Consider the following 26,119-nt stretch of genomic DNA (forward strand, 5'->3'; position numbering starts at 1 on the left):
CAGCAATCGTGAACCGATATACTTATAGGACAAACGAACTATGGTTAAAAAAGGAAAGGGGGGGATTCGTTATGTATCAGAAATGGTTGGGAGTCGTCATCGGTTGGTTGTTGTTTCATATTGGTTGGGTGACGCTCGTTGGAACGGATACATTTATCGGACAAGTCGTCAACAGTCTGTTCACGATCGGTGGTGTGATGATCTCCCTCTATTTGATTTGGCAGGCACAACGACGTCAGACAAGACGCCCTTTTACCTATCGTTTATTTCTTCTTTTATTGTTCGCTAACGCCATGCTTGGATTAGGCGAATGTGGACAGCTTCTATATTTTCTACAAGGACGAACGCGAACGGAACTGTTTGACTGGATCGACTTAATCTTCAGTCTTCAAATCTTGATTTATCTAATCGCTTTTGGCTATTTTCTTCGCAATCGACGACGCGAGGTCAACTTGCGTGTTTTTTTATTCGATGAGTTCATCATCTTAGTCGTTGCTGGATCTCTTTCGTGGCACTACTTAGTAACGCCTTATTTAGAAGCAAATGCCTTGCTGACGATCGAAACAATTTTATGGCTCCGTTATCCGATTGGCGATTTATTATTACTCGGTGGGATGATTGTCTTATTCTTTGGTTTGATGAAGCGTGGCAATGGCGGATCGTTGTTATTAATTTTACTCGCTTTTCATTTTCAGTTACTTGCCGACCTCCTATACGTCGTGCTAGAACGATTTGATTATCCGATTCCTTCGAGTTGGCTCGATCCGTTATGGTTAGCAACTGTCATGATCGTCGGATTAGCAGCTTATCGTTTTGATGCTGAGGAATCATTCGTCAGCTTTGATATCGCGCGGAGATGGATCGATGTCTTGCGTTTGATCACACCTTACTTATTCTTGTTGATTCTATTCGTGACAATGGCACGGCAAACAATCAGTTGGAATGGTTTGACGATTGGGTTGATGATTGCGATACCGTTGTTGATTTCCCGTCAAATTCGGATCGTTGTTGACAATCAACGGTTGCGCGAAAATCTTGAGGCGAAGGTGGAAGAGCGAACGGAAGCATTGGCATCTGCCATGGAGGAGATGCGGCACATGGCATACCACGATGCCTTAACAGGGTTACCGAATCGGTATCTGTTTGCGCGACTGTTCCAAGATGCCTTGTACCGGGCGGAAGCGAGTGAAGGACAAGTCGGATTATTCTTTATCGATATCGATCACTTCAAAGAGATTAACGATACGTACGGTCATCGCGTCGGAGATCAACTCATCGTCGATGTCACGACACGCTTACAAAAGAAACTGCCGCCCAATACAGTCATTTCAAGACAAGGCGGAGATGAGTTCGTCGTCTTATTGTTTGACGTTGAACAAGAAGCAGAAGTGGTGCAGTGTGGAGAACATCTCGTTTCCTTGTTCCAACAGCCGTTTCACCATGGCATCATTCCACTTCCCGTAACGGCAAGCATTGGTGGAGCGATCTATCCTGCGCATGCAGCCTCTCGATCAGACTTGATCGAGCAAGCAGACCTAGCGATGTATGAGGCAAAACGTCGCGGGAAGAATCAATTTTGTATGCATGATTCGACGGTAACAAAGATATAAATGAAGTCATGTCATTAAAACACGTTCGTATGACTGATCCAAGTGGATCAGTCATACGAACGTGTTTTTTTGATGCCTATCATTTCTTTTGCGTGCGTGCTAAGAACGTTTCAATGACTTCTGGATTCGTCACAGCTTGATTACATGCATCGCTGTCGATACACATATGATGACCAATCGTCTGATGCTGTTCAGCTGAACGACGTGTCGTTGCGGTTACGAGCGTGATGTCACTATACGTATGGCAAATCGCACAGATCCCTTTTTGGATCGATGGCAGATAGGTTCCCTCGACGCCGATCCATTGACCGTCCAAAGGATAGACGAAGTATTTTTTTCGATTTCCGGTATCGTTCCAGCTTAAAAACGTCGTGTGAACCCATTCAAAGGAGTGAAGTGGCGGAACATGTAACTTTTTCGTTTTTTTGAAGAGCTGACGGATGCGTGATTCAGAAATGCTCGGAAACGGTTGGACGAATGGTTCGACGTGTGCTAAATACGCGAGGAGATCTTGTTCGGATTCAGCGTCACGAATGTTCGTCAACAGCGCTTCCTGTTCTGGTGTAAGTACGGGCAATAGATCGAATATTTTTTCAGCAGCACTATACCGGACAGCATCACGAACATCGGGATCATGAACGGCAGCGAATTGATGTTGTAACAGGTCGACTTGATTCCGAATGAAGTTGTATTGATAGGGCAATAAAAATGCGTCCATTCGCGTTCCTCCTTTTCTTTTCATCGTACCGGAATTTGGCAACAGAACAAAGCGACATTTTTGTTTTTCTGCCTCTTGCAAGGGGAATTGAATAACAGAATGAACGAGGAGGTGAAGAGGGACGTGCAGTATTTAACATTTTTACGCCTCATGAATATAGGAGCATTCCTCTTTGCATTGCTAGCGCGCGTCGTTTGGTCAAATCCGGTCACCCTTCCTGCGTTGCCTCTTGTTCCAGCACCTTTTTTTGATGCGATTACAGGTGTCGTGTTCACGACGTTGTTAATTTGGTGTATTCGACCGGTCCGAGCTTTTCCAGCGGATCGAGAACTGATTGAAGACATCGGGGGATGGCTCGCGTTATCGCTCCTGACACTTGGCGTCAGTAGTATGACCGGACCACCTTGGGAACTCGTCTGGACTACGATTTCATTCATCAGTCTTTGTTTAGTCTATATGAAAATTCAGTATCATCCTCGGCGCTCGCCTTGGATGCGCTCCCCATTTTCAGTATTACTTGCCTGGATGAGCACGATGCTGTTAATTTTACCATTTCGGATCTTATCGGATTTTCAGTTCACTTCGCTATTTGGTCTTTCCGAACAGCAATGGAGTACGATTGCACTCATCGTAGCGATTATCGGAGGACTATTGTTTGTCGTCATTCATTCCGATTGGGTATTCGGTCTCGCGCTCGTCTGGTATTTGATTGGATTGTACTTTAACGATCGCCTCTTTCTTCTGCAACAAATCGTAACAGGGGTCGGAATCGTATGTGTTTTACTCTTGTGCTATTACGTCTTCTATAAACGGCAACGTCTTTTTCGACAGCAATCGCCGAAGTCTTCTTCATCCTAGTCATGTTTTAGATGAATTTGGGGTATATCTCATATAGTTGCTATAAAAGGGGGAGACGTGTGTCATGGGAAAAAAACAATGGATTGGTGTCTATCAAAATGAGACGGATTTGATTCGAAAAATTGAGGATCTACATTTTGCTGGTTATCTAGAAGAAGATTTGTATGTCGTGTTGCAAGACAAAACCGATATGGCGATGTTACGCGGGCAATCAGCAGCGCAACTCGTCTCTGGTAAACGGACACTATTTGAGCGATTTACAGGCAAACCGGCTTCGGCTGAGGAAATTCAAACCGCCTTCACGGAACTCGGATTACCAGAGTCGGATATTCGTCAACATGTCTTACGTGTCCAGCAAGGTGAGTATGTCCTGTTAGCAGACGAAGCAGGTGCAGCACGTCCTGCACCGGAACCAAAAAGTATTTTGGAGACAGAACCAGAAGGGATCGAGGCAGAACGAAAACTCGATCACGAAAACCGCGCCCTCGAAAATGAAAATGACCGGATGCTGTAAGAGAGTCGTGCAGAAAGGATGATTCTTGATGGAGAGCCAGTATCATACGATTTTAGTGGCAGTCGATGGATCAAAGACGGCAGATCTTGCCTTTGAAAAAGCAGTGAAATTCGCCAAACTCGATCATGCCAAACTCGTCATCGCCCACGTCATCGATATTCAGACATTTGCTAATGTACGTGCCAATAAGCGTTTCATTGATCAAAACGTCACGGAATATGCACAAGGACTGCTCGATCGTTACGAGAAGCGGGCACGAGAAGCAGGCGTCGAGACAGTTGAACTGGTCATCGAAAATGGCTCTCCAAAAACATTGATTCCGAAGGTCATCGCACCACGTGTCGGTGCTGGGTTGATCGTCTGCGGGGCGGTCGGGATGAATGCGATGGAACGCATCATGATCGGGAGTGTCTCTGAAAACATCTCCCGTTATGCAAAATGCGATATCTATATCGTCCGTCCGAAAACCTTGAAGTGATATAAAACAGCACACATCGGTTGATGTGTGCTGTTTTACGTCATGTTAAAAAATAATAGAAGATGCCTAATAAAATCAAAATAATCGGAAGAAAAATGAAATACATCCAAGACATGTTTTTGGCCGAAGTTTTGTGGTCATACTTTTCTTCTGCTGGTTGCTTGGCAATCCGTAACGTAAAGACAAGACCTACGAGACAGATGACTAACGCAATCCAAAACAAAGTCAACATAAGCATGCTCCTCTCTCCCTTTATCATACAGAAATTGGTCATGTTCTGCATCGGTAAGTTGTGACAGTTTAGAGTTGACAGGCTTCTAGTTGAGGGGCTAAACTAACTTCATAAGTTTAGGGGGTAAACTAAAAATGAAAGACAATTTACGTGAAGCAGTCCTCCTGTTTGAAGAAGTCATGATCCACGGAACAGAACGCGTGTTGAAGTCGGTCGAAGCACCCGTTTGGCAAATGTATTCACCGGAACAACTTCATGTGTTGAAGCTCGTCGGAAAATATGGACCGATTTCGTCTGGGCGTCTCGCGGCAGTGCAGGGTGTTCACAAAAGTGCCATCTCCAACCGGCTGAAAAAGTTGACGGAAAAAGGTCTCGTCATCGTCGAACGACGAGAAGACGACCACCGGACGAAGTATATCTCACTGACGGAATCAGGTCGGTTAGTGGCAACTGAAGCGGAGCAAGAAATCTATACGTATCTGGAGAATTTGATTGAAGGAAAGGTCGAGGAAGAAGAAATCATCCAGTTCATCGAAACCTTTAAGAAAATCAAAGAGATTTTGCAGTTAAACGACTAAAGACAGAATTAAAGGAAGAGGAGAATCGGATATGCGACAAATCGTCAAATGGCGTTGGGCAATTCTTGCGTTATTGCTCATCGTCACAGTAGGGTTACTATTTACGGCACCAAACTTGGCTAAACAAGCAGAAGAAGCAGGTGCGATTCAGCTCGCAAATGATGCCGATTCACAGCGAGCAGCTGATATTTTAGAAAAAGCGGGGGCAAGTGAAGAAACGATTTCTCTCGTCATTCCGCTCAAAGACAAAGTCAGCGATGCCGATCGAACATCAATCGGGCAAATCGTTCAGGATTTAGAAGCACTCGATCGTCCGGTCACGGATGTGCTCGATCCGTTTGAAAACAAAGAGACGGAAGGACAGCTCGTCTCAAAAGACAAAAAGACGGTCCTCGTACCAATCACAGTCGACGGTTCGCAAGAAGAGATCGTCAAACTGGCAAAACAAATCCGGACGGATCTTTTACCAAAGGATCAAACGATTTATCTAACGGGTGAAGCGTTAATCAACGATGACGTTAATACGAGCTCGCAAGAGGGACTGAAGCGGACGGAACTGATTACCGTCGGATTGATTTTCGGACTGCTTCTGCTCGTCTTCCGTTCAGTCGTCACACCGTTCGTCCCACTCGTTGCGGTTGGGTTTACGTACCTGATTAGCCAATCACTTGTCGCCTTTTTTGTCGACTGGTTCGGCTTCCCGGTATCGAACTATACGCAAATCTTCCTTGTTGCCATCCTGTTCGGGATTGGAACAGACTATTGTATTTTGCTCCTGAGCCGGTACAAGGAAGAGTTGACGGCAGGACACGACGTTGAGACAGCGATTGTCAACACGTATAAGACAGCAGGGCGTACGTTACTCATCAGTGGTCTCGCTGTTCTCGTCGGCTTCTCAGCGATTGGTTTTGCGGACTTCCCGATCTTTAAATCGTCGGTCGCCGTTGCAGTCGGGATTGCTGTGCTCTTGCTTGTCTTGTTCACACTCGTCCCATTCTTCATGGCAACACTAAAAGAAAAGCTATTCTGGCCATCGAAGAAGGCAGCGAGTCACCAAGATAGTAAACTGTGGTCACATTATGGTGGATTATCGATTCGTCGTCCGTTGCTTGCGATGATCATCGTTGCGATCATCACGGTCCCGACACTCTTTACGTATGATGATGACCTCTCGTTTAATACCGTCGACGAGATTGGTGCGAAGTATGAGACAGTCAAAGGACTCAATGCGATCTCGGATGGATTTGGGGCAGGTGAGTCACTCCCGGTCAACGTTATCCTCAAGAGTGACGATGATTTGATTACTGAAAAAACAGTTCCTTATGCAGAACAACTCAGTCGTGAACTGGTGAAGATTGACGGAGTCAAATCGGTTCGTTCGATTTCTCGTCCGACAGGCGAAGTCATCAATGATTTCTACGTAGATCGTCAATTAAAACAAGTTGCTGATGGCATGAAAGAAGCAACAGCAGGTCTTGGGGACGTTCAGTCTGGTCTGACGACCGTTGAAGATAATCTCAACGGTATCACAGGACAGCTACCGGCAGGAGATGCGGCTTCAGCAGGTGCGAGTCAGTTGCAACAAGCAGCAGACGGACTTGGGCAAATTAACCAACAGTTGACGCTCGTCGGTCAAGGTCTACAATCGACCCAAAACATCCCGCAAACCGTCGGAACGTTGAATGCTTTGTCTGGTCAATTGAGCCAAGTTCAAGTTGGCATCAGTCAAGCCGCAAGTGGTATCGCGTCTCAAGGTGCGCAAGCGGGTCAACTTGGAAGTGGGTTGACGCAACTCGCGGATGGTGTCGGTCAGGCAAACGCAGGATTAACGAAAATCGAAAGTGGTCTTGAAGACATTTCCGACCTTCTGACCGAGATGGGACAAGCGACATCGATTCGGGGGACAGGTGTGTTCGTTCCAAAAGATACGCTGTCGGATAAAGCCTTTAAACCAGCGATTGATCGTTACGCCATCGATCAACAGACGGGATTGAAGTTCGAAGTCATTCTCGAAGATGATCCGTATTCGCCGGAAGCGATTCAAACCGTCGCTGCCATCAAAGAGACGACAGCGAAGACAATCAAAGGGACACCGTTTGAAGACAGCAGTGTTGCATACGGTGGTATCTCAAGCGTCAACAGTGATTTAAACGATACGTCGAAAGCCGATTTCAAACGAACAGTGACGGTCATGCTGATCAGTCTCTTCGTGATTCTAGCAATCATGTTCCGTTCGTTGATCATGCCGTTGTTCATGATTGGTTCGTTATTGCTGACGTATTATACGTCGATGTCGATCGCAGAGCTTATCTTCGTCAATGGACTTGGATATGACGGTATCAGTTGGGCCGTTCCGTTCTTCGGATTCGTCATGTTGATTGCCCTAGGTATCGACTACTCGATTTTCCTCCTCGACCGTTTCCGGGAAGAGACGATCAAGGGACTCGATACGAAGGAAGCGATGTTCCTGTCGATGAAAAAGATGGGATCTGTCATCATCACGGCAGCGATCATCCTCGCAGGAACCTTCGGAGCGATGATGCCGTCTGGTGTCTTGAGTCTCGTTCAAATCGCGACGATCGTCATCACAGGTCTACTCTTGTATGGTTTGATCGTCTTACCGCTCTTGATTCCAGCGATCACAGTATCGTTTGGTAAAGGGGTCTGGTGGCCGTTTCGACCAAACGCTAAAAAATAAGAACTAACCAAACCGGGTTCGTCTTCTAGATGAACCCGGTTTTGTCATGACGTATACTAAGAGCAGATGATAAGGAGGTAGAGCATGCAACACTTCAAACAACTGACTTCACGGATTTGGTATCAGACACCGGTCAGCGAGACGGACCGCCCGATTCTCGCCGTCGTACGTGGGGAAAATCATCAATTGATGATCGATGCGGGAAACTCGTCAGCTCATGCAGCACTATTCTTAGAAGAAATGAAGACACACAATCTTGGATCACCTGACTTATTGGCATTGACCCACTGGCATTGGGATCATATTTTTGGCATGAAACATCTCGGTCTGCCGTCAATCGCGACTAAGCAAACGATCGAACGAATGAAGGAGATGCAACCATACGCTTGGACGGATGGAGCGTTACAAGAACGAATGGATCAAGGCATCGAGATTCCGTTTTGTGCGGACGCGATCAAGCTCGAGTTCGGTTCGACACGTGATATCGAAGTCGTTTTACCGACGATCGGCTTTGAAGGACAACTGGATCTTGATTTGGGCGGGGTACACTGTCAGTTGATTGAAGTCGAAAACGATCATTCCCCGGGAAGTCTACTCGTCTACATTCCGGAAGAACGTGTCGTGTTCTTAGGCGACGCGATGTATGCCGATATTTTTTCGCCGAAGTGGAATTATACGGTCGAGCGGACGACGCGTTTATTAGCAGCGCTCGATCGTTTAGATGCCGACTATTATATCTGGTCGCATGGAGAAGCGATGCCAAAGTCGGAATTTGAAAAAGAGGTTCAGGTATTGCGTCGAGCCATTCGCGTAACGGAAGCGACCGGAGGACGACTGAAGGATATGCGGACTTTGTATGCCGAAGAGACCGGACGACCGTTGACAGAAGATGAGACCGAAACATTGATTTATTTTGCAAATGGAATGAAATGACAGGTCATAACAAGGGATTGGATACGAGACGTCGAAAAAGAGAAGTACTACGAGCTTGTTAAAGGGAGCGGTACTACATGACGAAGCAAAGATTCGAACGAGATGAGACCGTCGATCGCGTCTTTTTTGGGAAAGCGGGCATCTTCTCATTTTTAATCATCGTCGGAGGCATTCTATATCTACTATATGATCTGTATCTACAATGACCGGGACGCATGCGTTCCGGTTTTTTGAATTGAGGGGAGTGCACGAAAACCAGATATTGGGTAATAACATGCATGAGGCTGTTCGAGAAGATGAGAGGAGATGTCGGATGAAACGAATTCAAATTGCGGATTTTGATCGACGCATGCCATCGATTGAACTGGTCGAAAAGGATGATCACTATGAAGCGATGCTTGTTCCGAGTTATGACCATACGTATCCTTCGACACAAATCCGGACGATCCGCTTAGCGGATATCTCCGTCAATCTGATTGTGACTCCGCAAGAAACACTGCTTGTTTCTGCGCTTTTTCATAAACCGGTTCAAGTGACGGATATTGTTTCCTGGATGCAGCTATATACGATTAGTTTTGCCCAGTCGGATCAGACTGGTTATTTCGTCGAACAAGCGGATGAAATTTTAGAAGTCGTCTTGTATCAAAAACATCCGATCGTCATCGCGACACGTGGTCAGGATCGATTGTATTACGATACGACGGGGGCGATCGAGGTCCGACGGGCGATGAATGAATCGGTCGGCGAGCGTCCATTGCTTTATTTGAATGGGGAAGCCTGGTACGGTGTGCCACGTCTGACGTTTAATCGCATGAAGGATGAGTTACACGTCAACGGCACATTTTTATATGCAGACTATATGGACGCACACCACGGGAAAATCGGTTTCTTTCGCGAGAATGATCCTTCTCTACCAATCGTTTTGCTGGTCGGTCAAGCCATCGTCGAAATTGAACTGACCGAAAATCCGGACGGTTCACGTGTCTTGATCTTGGAACAACCATATGACGAAGCATGAAAGTGCACAAAAACCGTTCAGCAGATGAACGGTTTTTGTGTGAGACCGTGAAATCCCTTACAAAATATGCGAAGATAGTAAAGAGACAGACCAAAGGGGTTGAGGGGGACATGGCGAAAGAAACACCGCGTAATTCTAAATGGATGCGTTCTTATAATCGAGCACTCGTCTTGCGGCTGATCCGGATGCATCAACCGATTTCGCGGGTCGAGTTAGCACAACGGACGAACTTGACGAAGCCGACGGTATCGAACATCGTCAGTGAATTGATTGCAGAACAACTCGTGACGGAGCGAGAGCTTGGGGTATCAAATGGGGGACGAAAACCAATCATGCTCGAACTCGTCGCAACAGAACAGTATGTCATTGGTATCGATGCAACAAGTCACCAATTCATCGGTGTCGTTGCGGATTTAAGTGGGAACACGATTCATGAGTCCGAAGCCGTGGGACGCTTTGAGACGAATGAAGAACTGATTGAAGCAATCGGTCGCTTATGCGAGAACTTGATTGCACAGACACAAGGACGAGGAACGATTCACGGAATCGGGATCTCCGTCCACGGGATGGTCAATCCGGAGACAGGTGTCATTCTTTTTGCTCCACGATTCCATCTGCATGATGTTGAGTTGAAGGTACAACTCGAAGCACGTTTTGACTATCCTGTCTTCATCGAAAATGATGTCCGGGCACTCGCTTCGTTTGAGTTATTGTTCGGTGAAGGCGTCGGGGTCGAACAATTCTTCTATCTCTATGCTGGGGAAGGGATCGGGGGTGCTTATGTGCTCGACGGACAGCTTGTCGACGGACAACATCATATTACGGGAGAGGTCGGACATATGCGCCTTGATCTCGATGGTCCGATTTGCTCGTGTGGGAACCGAGGATGTCTTGAAGCGTTGGCAGGCGAAAAAGCATTGTTACGGGATTATGCTGTCGTTGATCCACAAGTCTCGACGCTTGCTGATTTGCGCAAGCGATTGAACGAGGGAGACGAGCAGGCGGTTCGTGCGTATGAACGGGCGGGGGAATATATCGGAATCGGGGTCTTGAATACGATTCATCTTTTGAATCCACGCCGGATCTTACTTGGGGGACCGATGTTCGAGCTCGCACCTACGATCGTTGATCAAATCAAGGAACGGGTCGAGCACACGGCGTTGACCGCTGCTTCACGTGAAACCGATGTCAAGATGGTCCCGTGGGGTGAAAAACAGGGAGCGCTCAGTGCTGCGGCCCTTGCAACAAACAGTTTATTTCAAACGATTTAATAAGCCGATTCCATGTCTTGCGAACCAGCAGGAGATGGGATCGGCTTTGTTATTCAAAAATAATTTAATGAAACCGTTTACAATCTAAAAAGTGATGTGCTATAGTCGATGTAAAGTTAGATAATAAATTTAATTTACTAAGTTCATGGTCAACTAAGTGGAGGTGGATGCAGGTTAGCAGGGGCTAATCAAGCTGAAGCAGGAAAGGGAGGCATCGCGCAATGGAACCACACGATCCATGGGTTTCGTACCGTGAAGCTTTCGGGCGTTACGGAGCAATCCGCGGTTTTTATTTTCATCGGTCGACGCAACAGATGACAGAACAGGGTCCAGGCGATGTCCCGACAGACGAGCAGGATATCGTGCTCGTCCGACCACGACGTGACGGTGTGTTTCAATTCCGGATGTCATCGGTACAAGGGGTCCTGACGATCCGTTCATCCGAGCTACACATTCGAAAAAATGAGAGCGGATACATTGAATTACGCGCACTCATGCAACACATGCGCTCTGCCGGTTGTTTGACGCTCGGTGGGGAGTTATATCTCTTCGTCCGACCGGACGTCGATACGCTGGCTTACCGTCTTCGATTGATTGCCCGCGTATTGATTCAGCTACAGGGAATGCCGATTCAGACGAAAGTGATCGAAGAATGGTGCAAACAAGCACAAATTGAAGGGGAACACGCTAGACGATACGCTTGACTACTTACACATAAAAGGGGAGCTCTTACATGAAATTCAAAAAAACGAAACTCGTTGCTGCAGCATCTGTCCTGACATTATCCGCATTCCTTGCTGCTTGTGGTGGAGAAGATGAGCAACAAACGAAAACGAAAGACGGTAAGACGATCGTCACATGGTGGGGCTGGGCGCCACAACCTGAAGCGGGGAAAGCAGTCGTTGATGCGTTCAACGAATCGCAAGACAAATACGTCGTTCAATTCAAACGCTACAGTGAAGACTATGAAAAACAATTACAAGTCGCGATGTTGTCAGGTAAGGGTCCAGACATCATCGGTCTAAAAGAACCGATGATCCAACAGTACAAGGATCGTGTCGTACCGGTTGATTCGTACATGGATAAAGCAGCCGGCAAAGGCTGGAAAGATAAGTTCGTCGAGCTTGGAATTGAACAGACGACACTCGACGGTAAACAATACGCGGTCCCAATCGGTTTCACAGGTCAAGCGTACTTGATGTACAACAAGACGATGCTCGACAAATATGGCGTGACACCACCGAAGAACTACAAAGAAACAGTCAGCGCAGTCAAGAAGATCAAAGACTCAGGCGATAAAGTCATCCCACTCATGCTCGGAGCAAAAGATGCGTGGATCGATATCGACGTCTACAACGTCCTCAGTCACCAAGTGGCGCCAGGTTACATCCAAAAAGTTCTTTCGGGTGAAGCGAAGTGGACAGACGACGAGATGGTCAAAACAGCACAAATCTGGCAAGACCTCTTTAAGGATAAAGTCTTCCAAGAAGGTGCACTTGGTCTAGCGACGTACAATGACGGGATGAACCAGTTCTTCGATAAAAAAGCAGCGATGTGGGTCATCGGTTCATGGGAAGCGCACTCGATGACGACGAAAGAGAAAAAAGAAAAATGGAAAATCGATGATGAGCTCGGATTCGTTCCACTCCCGAACTTAGCAGGCGGAACAGAGCAACCCGTCATCGCATCGATCGACATGGCACTTGGTGTCAACAAAGAGTCAAAACAACAAGAAGGTGCAGCGGAGTTCATCGCCTTCATGAGCCAAGGAAAAGGACAAGAAGTCTACATGGGTGAGTTCGAGATGGCACCTGGAATCAAGGACGTCAAAGTCGATTCAGATGCTGCCTTCACATCGGAAGGTGAAAAAGAGTCGTACAAGATGTTGAACGACACATTAGCAAAAGCGGTTGCTAGCCGTGGTATCCGGGATACAAAATTAAACGATATCCTCGGTAAGGAACTTCAAAACATCGCGACAGGACAAGATCCGAAAGAAGCATTACAACGCGTTCAAGACGCAGCGGATCAATCAGCGAAATAAGACTCGACAGTGAAGTGGTACGCCTGCGTGCCACTTCCTGATTTTTGGACTTGAGGAAAGTGGGGAATCCATATGCAGACAGAGCGACAGGAATTGCCGATTAAACCAAAAGCAGAACCGCTCCAGCCGGTAGCGACACGTACGCCTGCGCCAAGGAAGAAAAAGAACATGAAGCGGAACATGGTCGGATGGGCTTTCGTTGCCCCGATCGTCTTGTTCGTCGTCAGCTTCATCTATTATGGGATCTTCTATAACGCCTATAACTCGTTCTTCTCGTGGGACGGAATCTCGTTTGACAAAGCGTTCGTCGGACTCGACAACTATGCTGAGATGTTCCAAGATCCAGACTTCTATCTCTCGCTGAAGAATACGTTCATCTTCACGATTTTAACAGTCACGATCCAAGCCGGTATCGGTCTTGTCTTGGCGTACTTCCTGCATACACCGGGACCAATGCGGACGGCGATGAAGTCGGTCTTCTTCTTCCCGGTCGTCTTGAGCCCTGTCGTACTCGGTGCGGCATTCTCACAAATCTATGATTTCCAGTTTGGTTACATCAATGAGTTCCTCCGTGCAATTGGTCTCGGTAGCCTCGAACAGAACTGGCTCGGTGACCCGGATATCGCGCTTTATTCCGTCATTGCAATCAACATCTTCCAGTGGACGGGTTCTTCAATGGTCATGTACTACATGGCGATGTTGACGATTGAGAAGGAAATCTTCGAAGCGGCAAAAATCGATGGAGCTGGATTCTTCCGGACACTGTGGAGCATCGTCTTCCCGAACTTGAAAGGAACGACGTTCACACTTTCGATCCTCGGTGTCATCGGTGGTCTGAAGACGTTTGACTTAGTCTGGATCACGACAGCCGGCGGACCGGGATCGTCGACGGAGTTCATTTCGACTTATCTATTCCGGAAATCGATGTTGCAACAGGAAGTCGGTTACTCAAGTGCTGTTGCCATCATCCTGTTGACGATTGCCTTACTCATCACGTACTTCCAATTGCGCGTACAAAAGAAAATGGATAACTAAGGAGGAACGACCCATGGATGTAGAATCTAAAAAAAGCCGCTGGATGATCAACCTTGTATTGTTGCTGGCATCAATCGTCTGGTTATTCCCGATTTTCGTCATGTTCAAAGAGAGTCTCCGAATCAATGGATTCGACAACTATATCGCGACACTGCAAAACCCGAACTTCCCAACGTTCGTCTTCAACAGTTTCTTCGTTGCCTTCTTCATGATCATCATCTCGATCACGATTCTGGCATTCGCGGCGTTTGCCTTCTCGAAACTTGAGTTTGCTGGAAAACGCCTGTTGTTCAACATGGTCTTAGCGGGTCTGATGTTACCCGTCGCTTCGATGATCGTTCCATTGTTCTTCACGCTCCGTTCGTTTGACGGATTGAACAACCACTGGGGACTGATCGGAGCGGAAGTCGCATTCTTCTTACCATTCGGTCTGATGCTCATCAAAGGGTACTTTGATGAACTACCAAACGAACTGATGGAAGCGGCGTATATCGATGGGGCGACGATTCTTGAAGTCTTCTTCAAAGTCATGCTACCACTCGCAAAACCAGCGCTCGCAACAGCTTTAATCTATGCGTTCCTTAACTCATGGAACGAATACTTGATGGTTCTTACGTTCATGACGGATCCTGCCTATCAGACAGTGACGATGGCACCAAGTTTCTTCAAGGATGCGCTCGGTGGTGACCCAGGAAAAATCTACGCGTCACTTGTTTTGATCAGTTTACCAACGATGATCTTCTATATCTTCTTCCAACGTTTCTTCCAAAAAGGAATGACGGCGGGTGCAGTAAAATAATTGTTTTTGCGTAAGGGGGAGCACAATGTATTTAGGAGTCGATTATTATCCAGAACAAACACCACGAGCACTATGGGAGGAAGACTTCCGACTGATGAAGGAACTTGGCGTCAACGTCGTTCGTCTCGCGGAATTCGCTTGGTCGATGATGGAGCCGGAAGAAGGCGTCTATGACTTCAGCTTTTGGGATGACGTCATCGAACGCTTGAGTGCGGAAGGATTCGATATCGTACTCGGGACACCAACTGCGACACCACCGGCTTGGTTATGTACGAAGTATCGAGAAATCTTACCGGTCGATGAGAACGGTGTGACGATCAGCTTTGGTGCTCGTCGCCATTATACGGTCCACAGCGAAACGTACCAGCGTCTATCCGTCAAGATCACGGAAGAGATGGCGAAACGATACGGTCAACATCCTCGGGTAATCGGGTGGCAAACGGATAATGAATACGGGCATGAGAAATCGGATCGTTCTTACGGTGATATCGACCGCGCTGCTTTTCAGCGTTGGCTAGCGAACCATTACGGAACGCTCGATGCCTTGAACGAAGCATGGGGAACCGTCTTCTGGAGTCAGACGTACACGGCGTGGGAGCAAATCCCGGTACCGCGTAAAGTCTATCAGGAACACAACCCATCCTTGCTCGTCGACTTCGATCGCTTCTGTGCCGACGGCTATACGTACTACAACAAATTACAAGTTGATGTCTTACGTCGCTACATTCCAGAGGACGTCTTCATCACGCACAATCTGGTCTACAGTGACATGGCGGTCAATCAGCAACAAATGGCGCAAGACCTCGATTACGTGGCGTTCGATAACTACCCGGTCTGGGGTGGACTACCGGAGCCGAACCGGTTCGAGAAGATGGCAAGTGATCACGATCTTTGCCGCTCTTCGAAGCAAGGAAAAGGGTTCTGGGTCATGGAACAGTTGAGTGGCGCGCAAGGCTGGAGTAAAATCGGTTACTTGCCACGACCAGGACATATTCGCCTCTGGACGTACCAAGCGGTCGCGCGGGGAGCAGAAGCGATCGTCTACTTCCGCTTCCGGGCTGCTCATTTCGGAACAGAGGAGTTCTGTCACGGCATCATCGATCATGACGGCAAACCGAAGCGGAAATTCGAAGAGGTCAAACAAATCATGACGGAACTGAATACGTATGGCGATGAGATCAACGCGAGCCGTTATGACGCGAAAGTCGGTGTCTATTTCGATCAAGAAAACGTCTGGGCGTGGACACACCAGCCACACAGTGATGCGTTTGATTTCCGGACGGAGTTCGTCCGCTTCTATGGTGGAGCGGTTCGTCAACAAGTCGCAACCGACATCGTCTTCCCAGATGACGACTTGTCGCATTATAAACTGATCATCGTTCCACTCTATTTCTTGACGAATCCAACGTTCGATGACGCCTTGATTGCGTACATGGAACAAGGCGGTCACGTCATCTTCACGTACCGGACAGGCGTCAAGGATGCACGGAACCATGTCGTGCCGACGACGTTACCAGGTAAGTTCGCGCCGTATGCGGGCATCGAGATCGACGAATACGAGTCACTCCAATCCGTTCAGCAACATCAGGTGACAGGCATCGGCGAGATGGCAGGACAATCCTCAACAGCCCGCCTCTGGTGTGATCTCATCACACCAACGACAGCAGAGACGCTCGCTGTCTATAAAGATACGTTCTACGAGGGTGTAGCGGCTGTGACGCGCAATGCCTATAAAGGAATGATTACCTACATCGGCTCATCGATTGATGACGCGATGATTGATACGATTTACCGTCAAGCGTTCACTGAGGCCGACATCGAGATGATCGAGGCGCCGGATCAAGTCGAAATCGTGCGTCGTCACGGCGAAAAACGTGATTTCCTCTTCTTGATGAATCATGACACGAAAGAAACGCGGGACGTCACGTTAGACGGAACATACAAAGCATTGACAAAAGATGAGACATATCGTGGAACGGTCCAGCTCGCACCACTTGAGACACTGATTCTGACGACGTAAGGAGGAAGAGAACCATGGCAATCTTTGAAGTAGCAGGACGTCGTTTCGTCATCGAAGGGAAACGGGTCGCTCACGTCGTCACGATTGGTGCGAACGGTAAGCTGATTCACACGTATTTCGGTGCCAAGTTACCATATCGAGATGATTATGAAGCATTACCGAGTCCGATCGTCGCACACAGTTCATTTGAATCACCAGATGGCGTCGCGACGTACGATTTCGTACCATTCGGCGAGATGTTGTACACGGAGCCAACTTTGAAATCGGAACGAGAAGATGGACAACGGATTCACCAGTTCCAATTTGAACGCTCCGAGCAGACAGAAACGAAATTGACGCTCTGGCTGTTTGATCCCTTGCAGGAAATGCGTGTCGGAGTGCAGTACGAAGTGTTCGCTGATTATGACATCATCGGTCGTTCGATCGTCGTCGAAAACACGGGACGATTACCTGTTCGTTTGACAGCAGCCCAGTCCTTCGCGATGGGCCGCTGGCATCAACCGCATTTAAAACTGCATCACTTCGCTGGGATGTGGACAGGTGAGTTCAAGAAACAGATCACACCGGTGACACCAGGGCGTCAGACAATTGAAAGCCGGCGTGGAGTGACAAGTCACCAAGCGAATCCCTGGTTCGCGCTCGAGCAGGACGCGACAGAAGACAGCGGTGAAGTCGTCTACGGACATTTTGCCTATTCCGGCAACTGGGCGATTCACGTCGAACAAGATGCGTTCGGTTTTGTCCAACTATCAGGTGGCATGAATCCGTTTGACTTCAGTTGGAAACTATCACATCAACAACAGTTGACGACACCAACGTTCTACATCGGCTATGCGGACGGTTTCGCGGATATGAGCGCTCATGCGCATGCGTTCCAGCGTGACGTCATCATGCCACGTGCGACCGATCGTCCTGTTCTTTATAACTCATGGGAAGCGACATATTTCGATGTCACGGAATCTGGTCAACGTGAACTCGTTGATCTGGCAGCAGGAATCGGTTGTGAGCTGTTCGTCGTCGATGACGGTTGGTTCGGTGAACGCCATTCCGATCAAGCGGGACTCGGGGACTGGCACGTTAATCGGAAAAAATTCCCGAACGGTCTAGAGCCTTTGATCTCGTATGTGAAACAGCAAGGGTTACAATTCGGTCTTTGGGTCGAACCGGAGATGGTCAATCCGGATTCTGATCTATACCGGGCGCATCCAGACTGGATTTACCATGCGCGCGATGCAGTCCGGACGACGTCACGGAATCAATACGTCTTGAATCTTGGATTACCAGAAGTCGAGCAGTTCATTCTCGAGATGATGGATGAGTTGCTGACGCGTCACGCGATCGACTACATCAAATGGGATATGAACCGTGCCTTCTCAGAACCAGGCGTTCCAAAAGACCAGACGGATCGACAGCAAGAACTGTGGAAACGTCACGTCGATGCATTGTACCGGATCTTTGACGAATTACGTCGCTTGCATCCGACGGTCGACTTCGAAGCCTGTGCCGGTGGTGGCGGACGGATCGACCTTGGAATCCTCTCACGGACAGAACAAGTCTGGACGAGTGATAACACCGATCCACTCGATCGCTTACAAATTCAGCACGACTTCTCGTATGCCTACAATGCGAAAATGATGAGTTGCTGGGTGACGGACGGACCGAACTGGTTAAATGGACGCAACGTACCGCTTGCGACACGCTTTGTCTCCTCGATGCAAGGCACACTCGGTATCGGTGGTAACTTGAGCGAATGGTCAACGGATGAACTTGCGGAAGCAAAAGGTTGGATTGAGACATATCAAGCGATTCGTCCGACGATTCAACGCGGTATCCAGTATCGCTTATCTGCATTTACACAACAGACGCCAAGCGTCATGCAGTATACATCAGAAGAAGAAACGGTCCTACTTGCGATCGCGCCACTTCGACAGTACGGAACACATCAGTATCACTTCAAACTAAAAGGACTCGACCCAGCAATGCGTTATCAAGTCGAGGACCGGACGTTAAGCGGCGCTTACTTGATGCAACAAGGCTTGACGTTCTCATACACGACGGACTATGAAGCCCGCTGCTTGCGGATTCAGCCAGTCCACCGTGCGCTCTCATTACTCAAATCAAAGGAGACGATCGTATGACAGACCAGACGTTAGAAGCACAATTTGAACAGCGGTTTGGCTCACCGTCGACGCATCGCTTCTTTGCACCAGGACGGATCAATTTAATCGGCGAACATACGGATTACAATGGCGGTCACGTCTTTCCATGTGCGTTGACGTTCGGTACACATGCGATCGCACGAAAACGAAACGATCAACATTTCCGCTTCTACTCGTTGAATTTCGAGCAGGACGGCATCATCGAAGTCACGCTCGATGAACTCGCGTATGACGCGACGCACGGTTGGGCGAACTATGCGAAGGGTATGATCACGGTCTTACAGGAAGCAGGGTACCGAATCGATTCAGGATGTGACATCCTGATTCAAGGTGACATTCCGAATGGAGCTGGTCTTTCATCATCGGCTTCGCTTGAACTCGTCATCGGTGTCTTGCTCGATCGATTATACGGATTAGAGATTCCACGTCTTGATCTCGTCCGGTTCGGTCAACAAGTCGAAAACCGTTATATTGGCGTCAACAGTGGTATCATGGATCAGTTTGCGATCGGCATGGGAAAAGCGGGAGCGGGATTGTTGCTCGATTGTGAGACGCTCGATTATACGTATGCTCCACTCGATTTGACAGGGTATACGATCATCATCATGAATACGAACAAACGCCGTGAACTGGCGGATTCGAAATACAATGAACGCCGGGCGGAATGTGAGGCAGCACTCGCTTATCTCAATCAATTCACGCCACGGGAAGCACTCGGACAATGGACGACTTCAGAATTTGCAAAAGTCGCATGGGAAGACGAACGTTTGATGCGTCGCGCACGCCATGCGATTTCAGAGAATGAACGAACGCTTCAGGCACTAGCAGCACTTGAAGCGGGAGAACTGACGACGTTCGGTCAGTTGATGAACGCGTCACACGTCTCGTTACGGGAAGATTATGAAGTGACAGGGATTGAACTCGATACACTCGTCGAAGCGGCTTGGGAACAACCGGGCGTGCTCGGCGCACGGATGACAGGTGCTGGTTTTGGTGGCTGTGCGATTGCAATCGTTGAAGACGAGGCAGTCGACGCGTTCAAACAAGCTGTCGGCGAACATTATGAAGCACGGATCGGATACCCGGCGACGTTCTATACGGCGACGGTCGGTGACGGAGCACGTGAAATCGAACGGGAGGTCATCTAAATGGCAACGTTAGTCGTAGGCGGAGCTGGTTATATCGGCTCCCATGCCGTCTATCAATTGATTGATGCCGGAAAGGATGTCGTCGTCATCGACCATCTGCAATCCGGACATCGTGAAGCGGTTCACCCGCAAGCACGTTTATATGAAGGAGATATTCGCGATCGTGCTTTTCTCGATCGCGTCTTTACGGAAGAGACGATTGAACAAGTCGTTCATTTCGCTGCTTTTTCACTCGTCGGCGAGTCGATGACGGAACCATTACGCTACTTTGATAACAACGTTTACGGGACACAAGTGTTGCTTGAAGCGATGATCGCGCACGACATCAAACAGATCGTCTTCTCTTCGACGGCAGCGACATACGGTGAACAGGAACAGATGCCGATTCTCGAGACAGCGGAAACGCGTCCGACGAATGCATATGGCGAGACGAAGTTGATGATGGAGAAGATGATGCGATGGTCTGAACAAGCGTATGGTTTACGTTACGTCGCGTTACGTTACTTCAATGTCGCCGGTGCACGAGCAACAGGTGAGATCGGAGAAGATCATACACCGGAAACACATTTGATTCCGCTCGTCCTTGAAGTCGCCAACCGACAACGGGCAGAAATTTCGATCTATGGCGATGATTATCCAACGCCGGATGGCACGTGCATTCGTGATTACATCCATGTTGAAGACTTGATCGATGCCCATGTACGCGCACTCGATTATTTAGCGGACGGCAACGACAGCGCAGTCATTAACCTCGGTTCAAGCCAAGGGTTTTCCGTGCGAGAAATCATCGAAGCAGCCCGCCGCGTAACGGGACATCCGATTCCAGAACGCATCATTGAACGTCGTGCAGGGGATCCGAGTATCTTGATCGCCGGATCCGCCAAAGCAAAGGAAGTTCTCGGCTGGACACCACAACGCACCGACATCGAAACGATCATCCGTGATGCTTGGAATTGGCATGCGCACAATCCAGAAGGGTACCGGACGAGCGTTCGTTAAAGAGAGACAGAATGAGGAGAGTGACGGCGATGAATGAACTCATCCAACAGTTAGTAGCGCAAGCAATCCAGGAACGCTTGATTGAATCGGAAGATGCGATCTACGCCCGGAACCGGATTCTAGCGCGAATCGGTCAAGCCGATTTTGAAGAACAGGCAGACGTACCATCTCGCCCGATTCCCGATATTTTGGATGACATGATTGAAGTGTTGATCGTAAGTGGACAGTTACCGGCGCGTCTTGAAGACAAAGAGCAGTTCGCAGCAGATGTGATGGATATCTTCGTCGCCCGTCCGTCTGACGTGACAGCGACGTTCCGTCGTCTGTACGCTGAATCACCGGTAGCGGCGACGGATTACTTTTATCAGCTCAGCCAAGCGAGCAATTACATCCAAACGAAACGGATCGCTAAGAATAAACGTTATCAAGCGGATACGGCTTACGGGACGATCGATGTCACGATCAACTTATCGAAGCCGGAAAAAGATCCACGTGAAATCGCAGCAGCTCGGACGGAGGCACCGACGACATCGAACTATCCAACCTGTCTGTTGTGCGTCGAAAACGTCGGTTACGCGGGCCGTGCGAATCATCCAGCCCGAGCAAATCACCGAATCGTTCCACTGACACTGCTGGAAGAACCGTGGGCATTACAATACTCACCGTACGTCTATTACAACGAACATAGCATCATCTTGTCACAGGAACATCGTGACATGGTCATCAATCGGGATGCGTTTGCACGTCTGCTCGCCTTCGTCGAGCAGTTCCCGCATTACTTTGCTGGTTCGAATGCGGACCTGCCGATCGTCGGCGGATCGATCCTGACGCATGATCATTATCAGGGCGGTCGCTATACGTTTGCGATGGACCGGGCAAACGCTTTAACTTCCTTTACGTTCCCAGATCAGCCGACAGTCACTGGCGAAACCTTACACTGGCCACTGAGTGTGTTGCGTCTGAAGAGTGAAGATGCGTCGGCACTACTCGATGCTGCGACGACCGTCTATGAGACGTGGTTGACGTATACGGATGAGAGCCAAGAGATCCGTTCACATACCGGTGAGACGCGACACAATACGGTGACGCCGATCGCCCGTCAACGTGATGGACAATTCGAGCTCGATCTCGTCTTACGGAACAACCGGACGTCAGCAGAACATCCGGACGGTATTTTCCATACGCATGCCGATATTCACCACATCAAGCGGGAAAATATCGGTTTAATCGAAGTGATGGGACTGGCGGTCTTACCGGCACGCCTGCTCCAAGAGTTGCAACAGGTCGAACAGTTCGTCACAGGTGAAGTCGACGAAGTGGCTGTCGCGCATGCTGACTGGGCGCAGGAACTAAAACAAGCGTACGTCGGACAAGATGTCACGATGTACGTCGAGCAAGCGGTCGCTGCGAAATTCGTACGTGGTCTCGAGGACTGTGGCGTCTTTAAACAGACGGAAGAAGGTCAGGCGGCGTTTGGGCGATTCGTTCAACTCGTGACGCGCCAACCGGTGGAGGAACAACGATGACGCAACTACTTGAGAAAGAGTTGATCCGACATACGTTACGTCAGGAAGGCATCGAAGTGACACTTTGGAACTACGGCGGCATCATCCAAGATATCCGGACGACCGATCGGGATGGTCATTTGGAAAGTGTCGTCCTCGGTCTCGAGACAGTGAAAGATTATCAACAGCACTCGCCTTACTTCGGGGCAATCGTCGGACGCGTCGCTGGTCGAATCGGACAGGCGCGCTTCGAAGTAGCGGGACAGGTCTATCCGCTTGTCGCAAACGACGGTGCGAATCATCTGCATGGTGGGATTCACGGATTCGATCAAGCATGGTTCGATGTCATTGAAGCGACGGATACATTGTTCCATTTGCGCTTGAACAGTCCGGATGGAGAAGAAGGTTATCCGGGAACGGTCACACTCGACGTGTATTATCGATTAGAGGGAACGACACTGACGCTTGAGATGACGGCCGTGACGGATCAGACGACACCACTCAATCTGACGAATCATACGTACTTCAACTTATCGGGGAATGCGAAGCGGGATGTGTTAGATCATGTCTTGACGTTACCAAGCGACTGCTACTTACCGGTCCAGCCAGACGGCTTACCGACAGGGGAACAACGGGATGTCTCCGGAACCCCGTTCGATTTCCGGAACGGTCAGTCGATTCGTGACGGGATTACGCTGGAGCATCCCGAGACGATTGCTGTTGGAAACGGCTATGATCATCCCTTCGTGTTGCGGGATGACACACTTCGACTTGAAGATCCGGTGTCCGGTCGTTTCGTCGACGTGACAACGAATCAGCCGGCGGTCGTGCTCTATACGGGAACGCAACTGCTGACAGATTATACGATTCATGGTGTTCCGGCTCGACCATCACTTGGTTTATGCCTTGAAGCACAAGTCCATCCGAATGCAGTCCATGAATCTGATTTTCCATCAATCTTGTTGTCACCCGGTGAAACCTATCACTGGAAAACAACTTATCGCTTTGGTGTAGTTTCTTGAAAAAAGCCCCACTTTCCATGTCCGGTTGGACAGGAAAGTGGGGCTTTTTGTGTATAGAAGGAAATCGGGAAGAAAAGTGCGAAAGATGATACTAAAGCATAATGAAAGGAGGGCTTTTCATGCAGTATGCCGCTACTCCTTGTCTCGTTTTTTCGGGACAAGCCAAGCAGGCGATCGTGTACTACGAAAACGTATTTGCGATGACACGTCGGCGTATCATAATGGATGAAGCAGGAGATACCGTCTACCACGCGCATTTATCCAATGGCGCGTTTGAATTGATGCTCTGGGATGAGAGTGCCGCACCGAATACCTCTTCTTCGCTCCATCTGTTGTTGACTTTTACGTCGCTTGAAGAGCTCGAGCAAGTGTATCTGCGATTAACGACAGACGGTCAAATCGTCACACCCCTTGCGGTAGCAGACTTTGGAGGTTGGTATGCGCAAGTCCGCGACCCGTTCGGGATTCTGTTCGCTCTATCGTTCAGCGAAGAGGGACGAGAATCAGAGGCGTTGCTCGAGCGCGAGTAGTGTCCGCTTCATATTCAGACCGCCATGATAGCCGAGCAGATCGCCTTTTTTGCCAATGATCCGGTGACACGGAATCGCAAGCAGTAATCGATTTTTCCCAATTGCCGTGCCAATCGCGCGAGTCGCGTTCGGCCGGAAGAGACGTTCCGCGATATCGGAGTAGGTGGCGGTTTGACCGTACGGTACCGCGCGTAAAGCATTCCAGACTTCAAGTTGAAACGGGGTACCGACTGGTGCGATTGGAAAGGACAGTGTCGTCGACTGCTGATTTAGATAAGCTAGTAGCTGCTCCGTATACGGAGCAAGCGCGGTATCAGAAGCAATCCGATCGGCTCGGGGGAAGTGTTTCCGCGACCAGTCGTCGAATAACTCCTCCGGTTCATCCCAAGCGCCGACATAACAGAGACCATCTGCTGTAGCAGCGACCGGAAACGTATGCGTATTCCAGTGCAAACGAGTGAAGTACAGTTCCATGACATGTTTTCCTTTCTACACGAAATGAAGTGATGAATCCAAAAGAGGTGCTTCTGACGCAGAGGCACCTCTTTTGGATTACGCGCGCGAACCGACTTGTTGCCGCGGTGGAAGATGGATCGATTGACCAAATAAGGCTTCCATCGATTCCGTCAAGGCTTCGCTTCGACTCGGATGGGCCATGACAGGGAAGAGAAGATCCTCCCGTTTTGCTGCCAGTTCCAGCGCTTGGGTGAATTGTCCGACGAGACGATGGGCATCGTCCCCGATCATATGAATACCAAGGATCAGTGATGTTTGCTCGTCAGCGATGACCTTGACGAATCCACTGCCACCCTCGATCGTCGTCGCTCCGTTTGCATTCAGCGGGAACTGTCCGCTCTGAACAGCATGTCCGGCTTCGACCGCTTCTTGTTCTGTCATCCCGACCGAAGCGATCGGTGGGAAGGTCCGTAGAACTGTCGGATAATACGGTGTCGTTGAATCGACGTCTTGACCGGACAGATGCGCTGCCGTCCGCTTCGCTTCATGAATCGCACGGATGGCGAGCTGTGGACCCGGTGTGACATCACCGATTGCGTAAATGTGGGGTTGATTCGTTCGTCCAGTTGCGTCAACTGAAATCGTTCCGTCTTCTGCAAGCGTCACACCAATCCGTTCGAGACCGAGTGTCAAACTGTTCGGGATCCGGGAAAGGGACTGGAACAGATAGGCACCCTGATAGGCGACTTCTTCTCCGTTTTTCATGACGGTGACGGTCGCGTCCGATGAAGCCTCGATACGTGTCACGACATCCGACACGAGACGGATTTTTTGTTTTTTGAATGTCCGCTTCAGTTCCTTTTCAAGGCTTGGTTCGAGTGACAATTGATCCGCGAACAACGTCACCTCTGTCCCAAGTGCATGGAAACAGGCGGCCGCTTCGAGTGCTAGCGTGTCAGATCCAATGATCAATAAGCTCTCTGGTAGTTGCTCGAGTTGATAAAGCTGTTCGGCATTCAAGCGGCACGATTCCTCGTGCTGGATGCTGTGACTGCCGGTCGCAATGATGACGTCCTGGAACCGGTACGTATCGAACTGATGTCCCGACTCGACGCCGATCCGGTCCTCTGACAGGAAGGAGGCTGCACCAGAGATATGCTCAATCTGGTTCGCCTGACAGAGGGCGACCACTCCTTGACGTAATTGTTGCACGACACGATTCCGGTAAGCATTCAGTTTACTGAAATCATGGACAGCAGGGGCGGTGAATCCAAGGTCTTCAAGATGCGGCAAGCGTAACATCTCTTCTGCCGCATGCGCATAGACCTTGGACGGAATACAGCCTCGGTTCAGACAAAGTCCACCGAGTTCAGCTTGTTCAATCAATGTAACGTTTCGACCGCCTTGTGCAGCACGGATCGCTGCCGTATAACCTGCGGGACCTCCACCGATGATCAGAAGATCCCGTTCTTGTGTAAGTTCGCCAACAACCAT

General features: G+C 49.1%; 25 protein-coding genes. 21 read left to right on the forward strand and 4 right to left on the reverse strand.

Going from position 1 to position 26,119, the window contains the following annotated elements; translation table 11 throughout:
- Positions 1 to 71: 71 nt before the first annotated feature.
- Positions 72 to 1,610, forward strand: a complete 1,539-nt coding sequence (locus KNQ09_RS12835; RefSeq protein ID WP_214858755.1) for a GGDEF domain-containing protein — start codon at positions 72 to 74, stop codon at positions 1,608 to 1,610.
- Between the two features lie 79 nt (positions 1,611 to 1,689).
- Here the strand turns inward: KNQ09_RS12835 and KNQ09_RS12840 are convergent, their stop codons facing one another.
- Positions 1,690 to 2,328, reverse strand: coding sequence for a FusB/FusC family EF-G-binding protein (locus tag KNQ09_RS12840; protein WP_064300586.1), 639 nt, complete (start codon positions 2,326 to 2,328; stop codon positions 1,690 to 1,692).
- A gap of 123 nt (positions 2,329 to 2,451) precedes the next feature.
- Here KNQ09_RS12840 and KNQ09_RS12845 point away from each other — a divergent pair, with 123 nt between their 5' ends.
- The 3 genes from KNQ09_RS12845 (at position 2,452) to KNQ09_RS12855 (ending at position 4,178) form a co-directional block, all read left to right on the forward strand.
- Positions 2,452 to 3,186 (forward strand): hypothetical protein, encoded by a 735-nt coding sequence (locus KNQ09_RS12845; protein ID WP_064300587.1) that lies wholly within the window; start codon positions 2,452 to 2,454, stop codon positions 3,184 to 3,186.
- A gap of 64 nt (positions 3,187 to 3,250) precedes the next feature.
- Positions 3,251 to 3,700 (forward strand): general stress protein, encoded by a 450-nt coding sequence (locus KNQ09_RS12850; protein ID WP_050678937.1) that lies wholly within the window; start codon positions 3,251 to 3,253, stop codon positions 3,698 to 3,700.
- 28 nt (positions 3,701 to 3,728) lie between these two features.
- Positions 3,729 to 4,178, forward strand: a complete 450-nt coding sequence (locus KNQ09_RS12855) for a universal stress protein (RefSeq protein ID WP_023466954.1) — start codon at positions 3,729 to 3,731, stop codon at positions 4,176 to 4,178.
- 40 nt (positions 4,179 to 4,218) lie between these two features.
- On the opposite strand, the gene KNQ09_RS12860 is transcribed toward KNQ09_RS12855, so the two are convergent.
- A complete protein-coding gene (locus KNQ09_RS12860; protein ID WP_023466956.1) occupies positions 4,219 to 4,416 on the reverse strand; it encodes a hypothetical protein in 198 nt (65 codons plus the stop codon).
- A gap of 128 nt (positions 4,417 to 4,544) precedes the next feature.
- On the opposite strand from KNQ09_RS12860, the gene KNQ09_RS12865 reads away from it, so the two are divergent.
- From KNQ09_RS12865 to KNQ09_RS12940, 17 genes are all read left to right on the forward strand, one after another.
- Entirely contained in the window at positions 4,545 to 4,988 is a 444-nt protein-coding gene (locus KNQ09_RS12865; protein ID WP_029343331.1) for a MarR family transcriptional regulator, read from the forward strand.
- Between the two features lie 31 nt (positions 4,989 to 5,019).
- Complete coding sequence (locus KNQ09_RS12870; protein WP_214858756.1) at positions 5,020 to 7,686, forward strand: MMPL family transporter; 2,667 nt, start codon at positions 5,020 to 5,022, stop codon at positions 7,684 to 7,686.
- Positions 7,687 to 7,770: 84 nt separating this feature from the next.
- Positions 7,771 to 8,619: an MBL fold metallo-hydrolase gene (locus KNQ09_RS12875; RefSeq protein WP_214858757.1), complete on the forward strand. Its 849-nt coding sequence runs from the start codon at positions 7,771 to 7,773 to the stop codon at positions 8,617 to 8,619.
- Between the two features lie 77 nt (positions 8,620 to 8,696).
- Positions 8,697 to 8,825, forward strand: a complete 129-nt coding sequence (locus KNQ09_RS17555; protein WP_268026775.1) for a hypothetical protein — start codon at positions 8,697 to 8,699, stop codon at positions 8,823 to 8,825.
- A 107-nt stretch (positions 8,826 to 8,932) separates the two neighbouring features.
- Positions 8,933 to 9,637: a hypothetical protein gene (locus tag KNQ09_RS12880; protein ID WP_214748499.1), complete on the forward strand. Its 705-nt coding sequence runs from the start codon at positions 8,933 to 8,935 to the stop codon at positions 9,635 to 9,637.
- Positions 9,638 to 9,747: 110 nt separating this feature from the next.
- Positions 9,748 to 10,908 (forward strand): ROK family transcriptional regulator, encoded by a 1,161-nt coding sequence (locus tag KNQ09_RS12885; protein ID WP_214858758.1) that lies wholly within the window; start codon positions 9,748 to 9,750, stop codon positions 10,906 to 10,908.
- A gap of 221 nt (positions 10,909 to 11,129) precedes the next feature.
- A complete protein-coding gene (locus tag KNQ09_RS12890) occupies positions 11,130 to 11,612 on the forward strand; it encodes a hypothetical protein (protein WP_055970124.1) in 483 nt (160 codons plus the stop codon).
- A gap of 29 nt (positions 11,613 to 11,641) precedes the next feature.
- Positions 11,642 to 12,952: an ABC transporter substrate-binding protein gene (locus tag KNQ09_RS12895; RefSeq protein ID WP_050678942.1), complete on the forward strand. Its 1,311-nt coding sequence runs from the start codon at positions 11,642 to 11,644 to the stop codon at positions 12,950 to 12,952.
- A 72-nt stretch (positions 12,953 to 13,024) separates the two neighbouring features.
- On the forward strand, positions 13,025 to 13,987 hold the full coding sequence (locus KNQ09_RS12900; protein ID WP_029343340.1) for a carbohydrate ABC transporter permease: 963 nt from the start codon (positions 13,025 to 13,027) through the stop codon (positions 13,985 to 13,987).
- Between the two features lie 13 nt (positions 13,988 to 14,000).
- Positions 14,001 to 14,786 carry a carbohydrate ABC transporter permease gene (locus KNQ09_RS12905; RefSeq protein WP_214858759.1) on the forward strand — a complete coding sequence of 262 codons (786 nt, stop codon included), beginning with the start codon at positions 14,001 to 14,003 and terminating at the stop codon, positions 14,784 to 14,786.
- A 25-nt stretch (positions 14,787 to 14,811) separates the two neighbouring features.
- Positions 14,812 to 16,806, forward strand: coding sequence for a beta-galactosidase (locus KNQ09_RS12910; RefSeq protein ID WP_214858760.1), 1,995 nt, complete (start codon positions 14,812 to 14,814; stop codon positions 16,804 to 16,806).
- 14 nt (positions 16,807 to 16,820) lie between these two features.
- The gene (locus KNQ09_RS12915; protein ID WP_214858761.1) at positions 16,821 to 18,944 is read left to right on the forward strand and encodes an alpha-galactosidase; all 2,124 of its coding nucleotides are present in this window, start codon (positions 16,821 to 16,823) and stop codon (positions 18,942 to 18,944) included.
- On the forward strand, positions 18,941 to 20,113 hold the full coding sequence (locus KNQ09_RS12920) for a galactokinase (RefSeq protein WP_214858762.1): 1,173 nt from the start codon (positions 18,941 to 18,943) through the stop codon (positions 20,111 to 20,113). The genes KNQ09_RS12915 and KNQ09_RS12920 overlap by 4 nt, the downstream gene beginning before the upstream one ends.
- Entirely contained in the window at positions 20,114 to 21,112 is a 999-nt protein-coding gene (gene galE, locus KNQ09_RS12925; protein ID WP_214858763.1) for a UDP-glucose 4-epimerase GalE, read from the forward strand.
- A 29-nt stretch (positions 21,113 to 21,141) separates the two neighbouring features.
- A complete protein-coding gene (locus KNQ09_RS12930) occupies positions 21,142 to 22,638 on the forward strand; it encodes a UDP-glucose--hexose-1-phosphate uridylyltransferase (protein ID WP_214858764.1) in 1,497 nt (498 codons plus the stop codon).
- Entirely contained in the window at positions 22,635 to 23,639 is a 1,005-nt protein-coding gene (locus tag KNQ09_RS12935) for an aldose epimerase family protein (protein WP_214858765.1), read from the forward strand. The genes KNQ09_RS12930 and KNQ09_RS12935 overlap by 4 nt, the downstream gene beginning before the upstream one ends.
- Before the next feature lie 119 nt (positions 23,640 to 23,758).
- On the forward strand, positions 23,759 to 24,169 hold the full coding sequence (locus KNQ09_RS12940; RefSeq protein WP_167507525.1) for a VOC family protein: 411 nt from the start codon (positions 23,759 to 23,761) through the stop codon (positions 24,167 to 24,169).
- Here the strand turns inward: KNQ09_RS12940 and KNQ09_RS12945 are convergent.
- Entirely contained in the window at positions 24,143 to 24,643 is a 501-nt protein-coding gene (locus KNQ09_RS12945; RefSeq protein ID WP_195865751.1) for a methylated-DNA--[protein]-cysteine S-methyltransferase, read from the reverse strand. The genes KNQ09_RS12940 and KNQ09_RS12945 overlap by 27 nt on opposite strands.
- Before the next feature lie 78 nt (positions 24,644 to 24,721).
- Positions 24,722 to 26,119: a dihydrolipoyl dehydrogenase family protein gene (locus KNQ09_RS12950; protein WP_214858766.1), complete on the reverse strand. Its 1,398-nt coding sequence runs from the start codon at positions 26,117 to 26,119 to the stop codon at positions 24,722 to 24,724.

The sequence above is a fragment of the Exiguobacterium sp. s191 genome (assembly GCF_018618955.1).
Taxonomy (GTDB): Bacteria; Bacillota; Bacilli; order Exiguobacteriales; family Exiguobacteriaceae; genus Exiguobacterium_A; species Exiguobacterium_A abrahamii.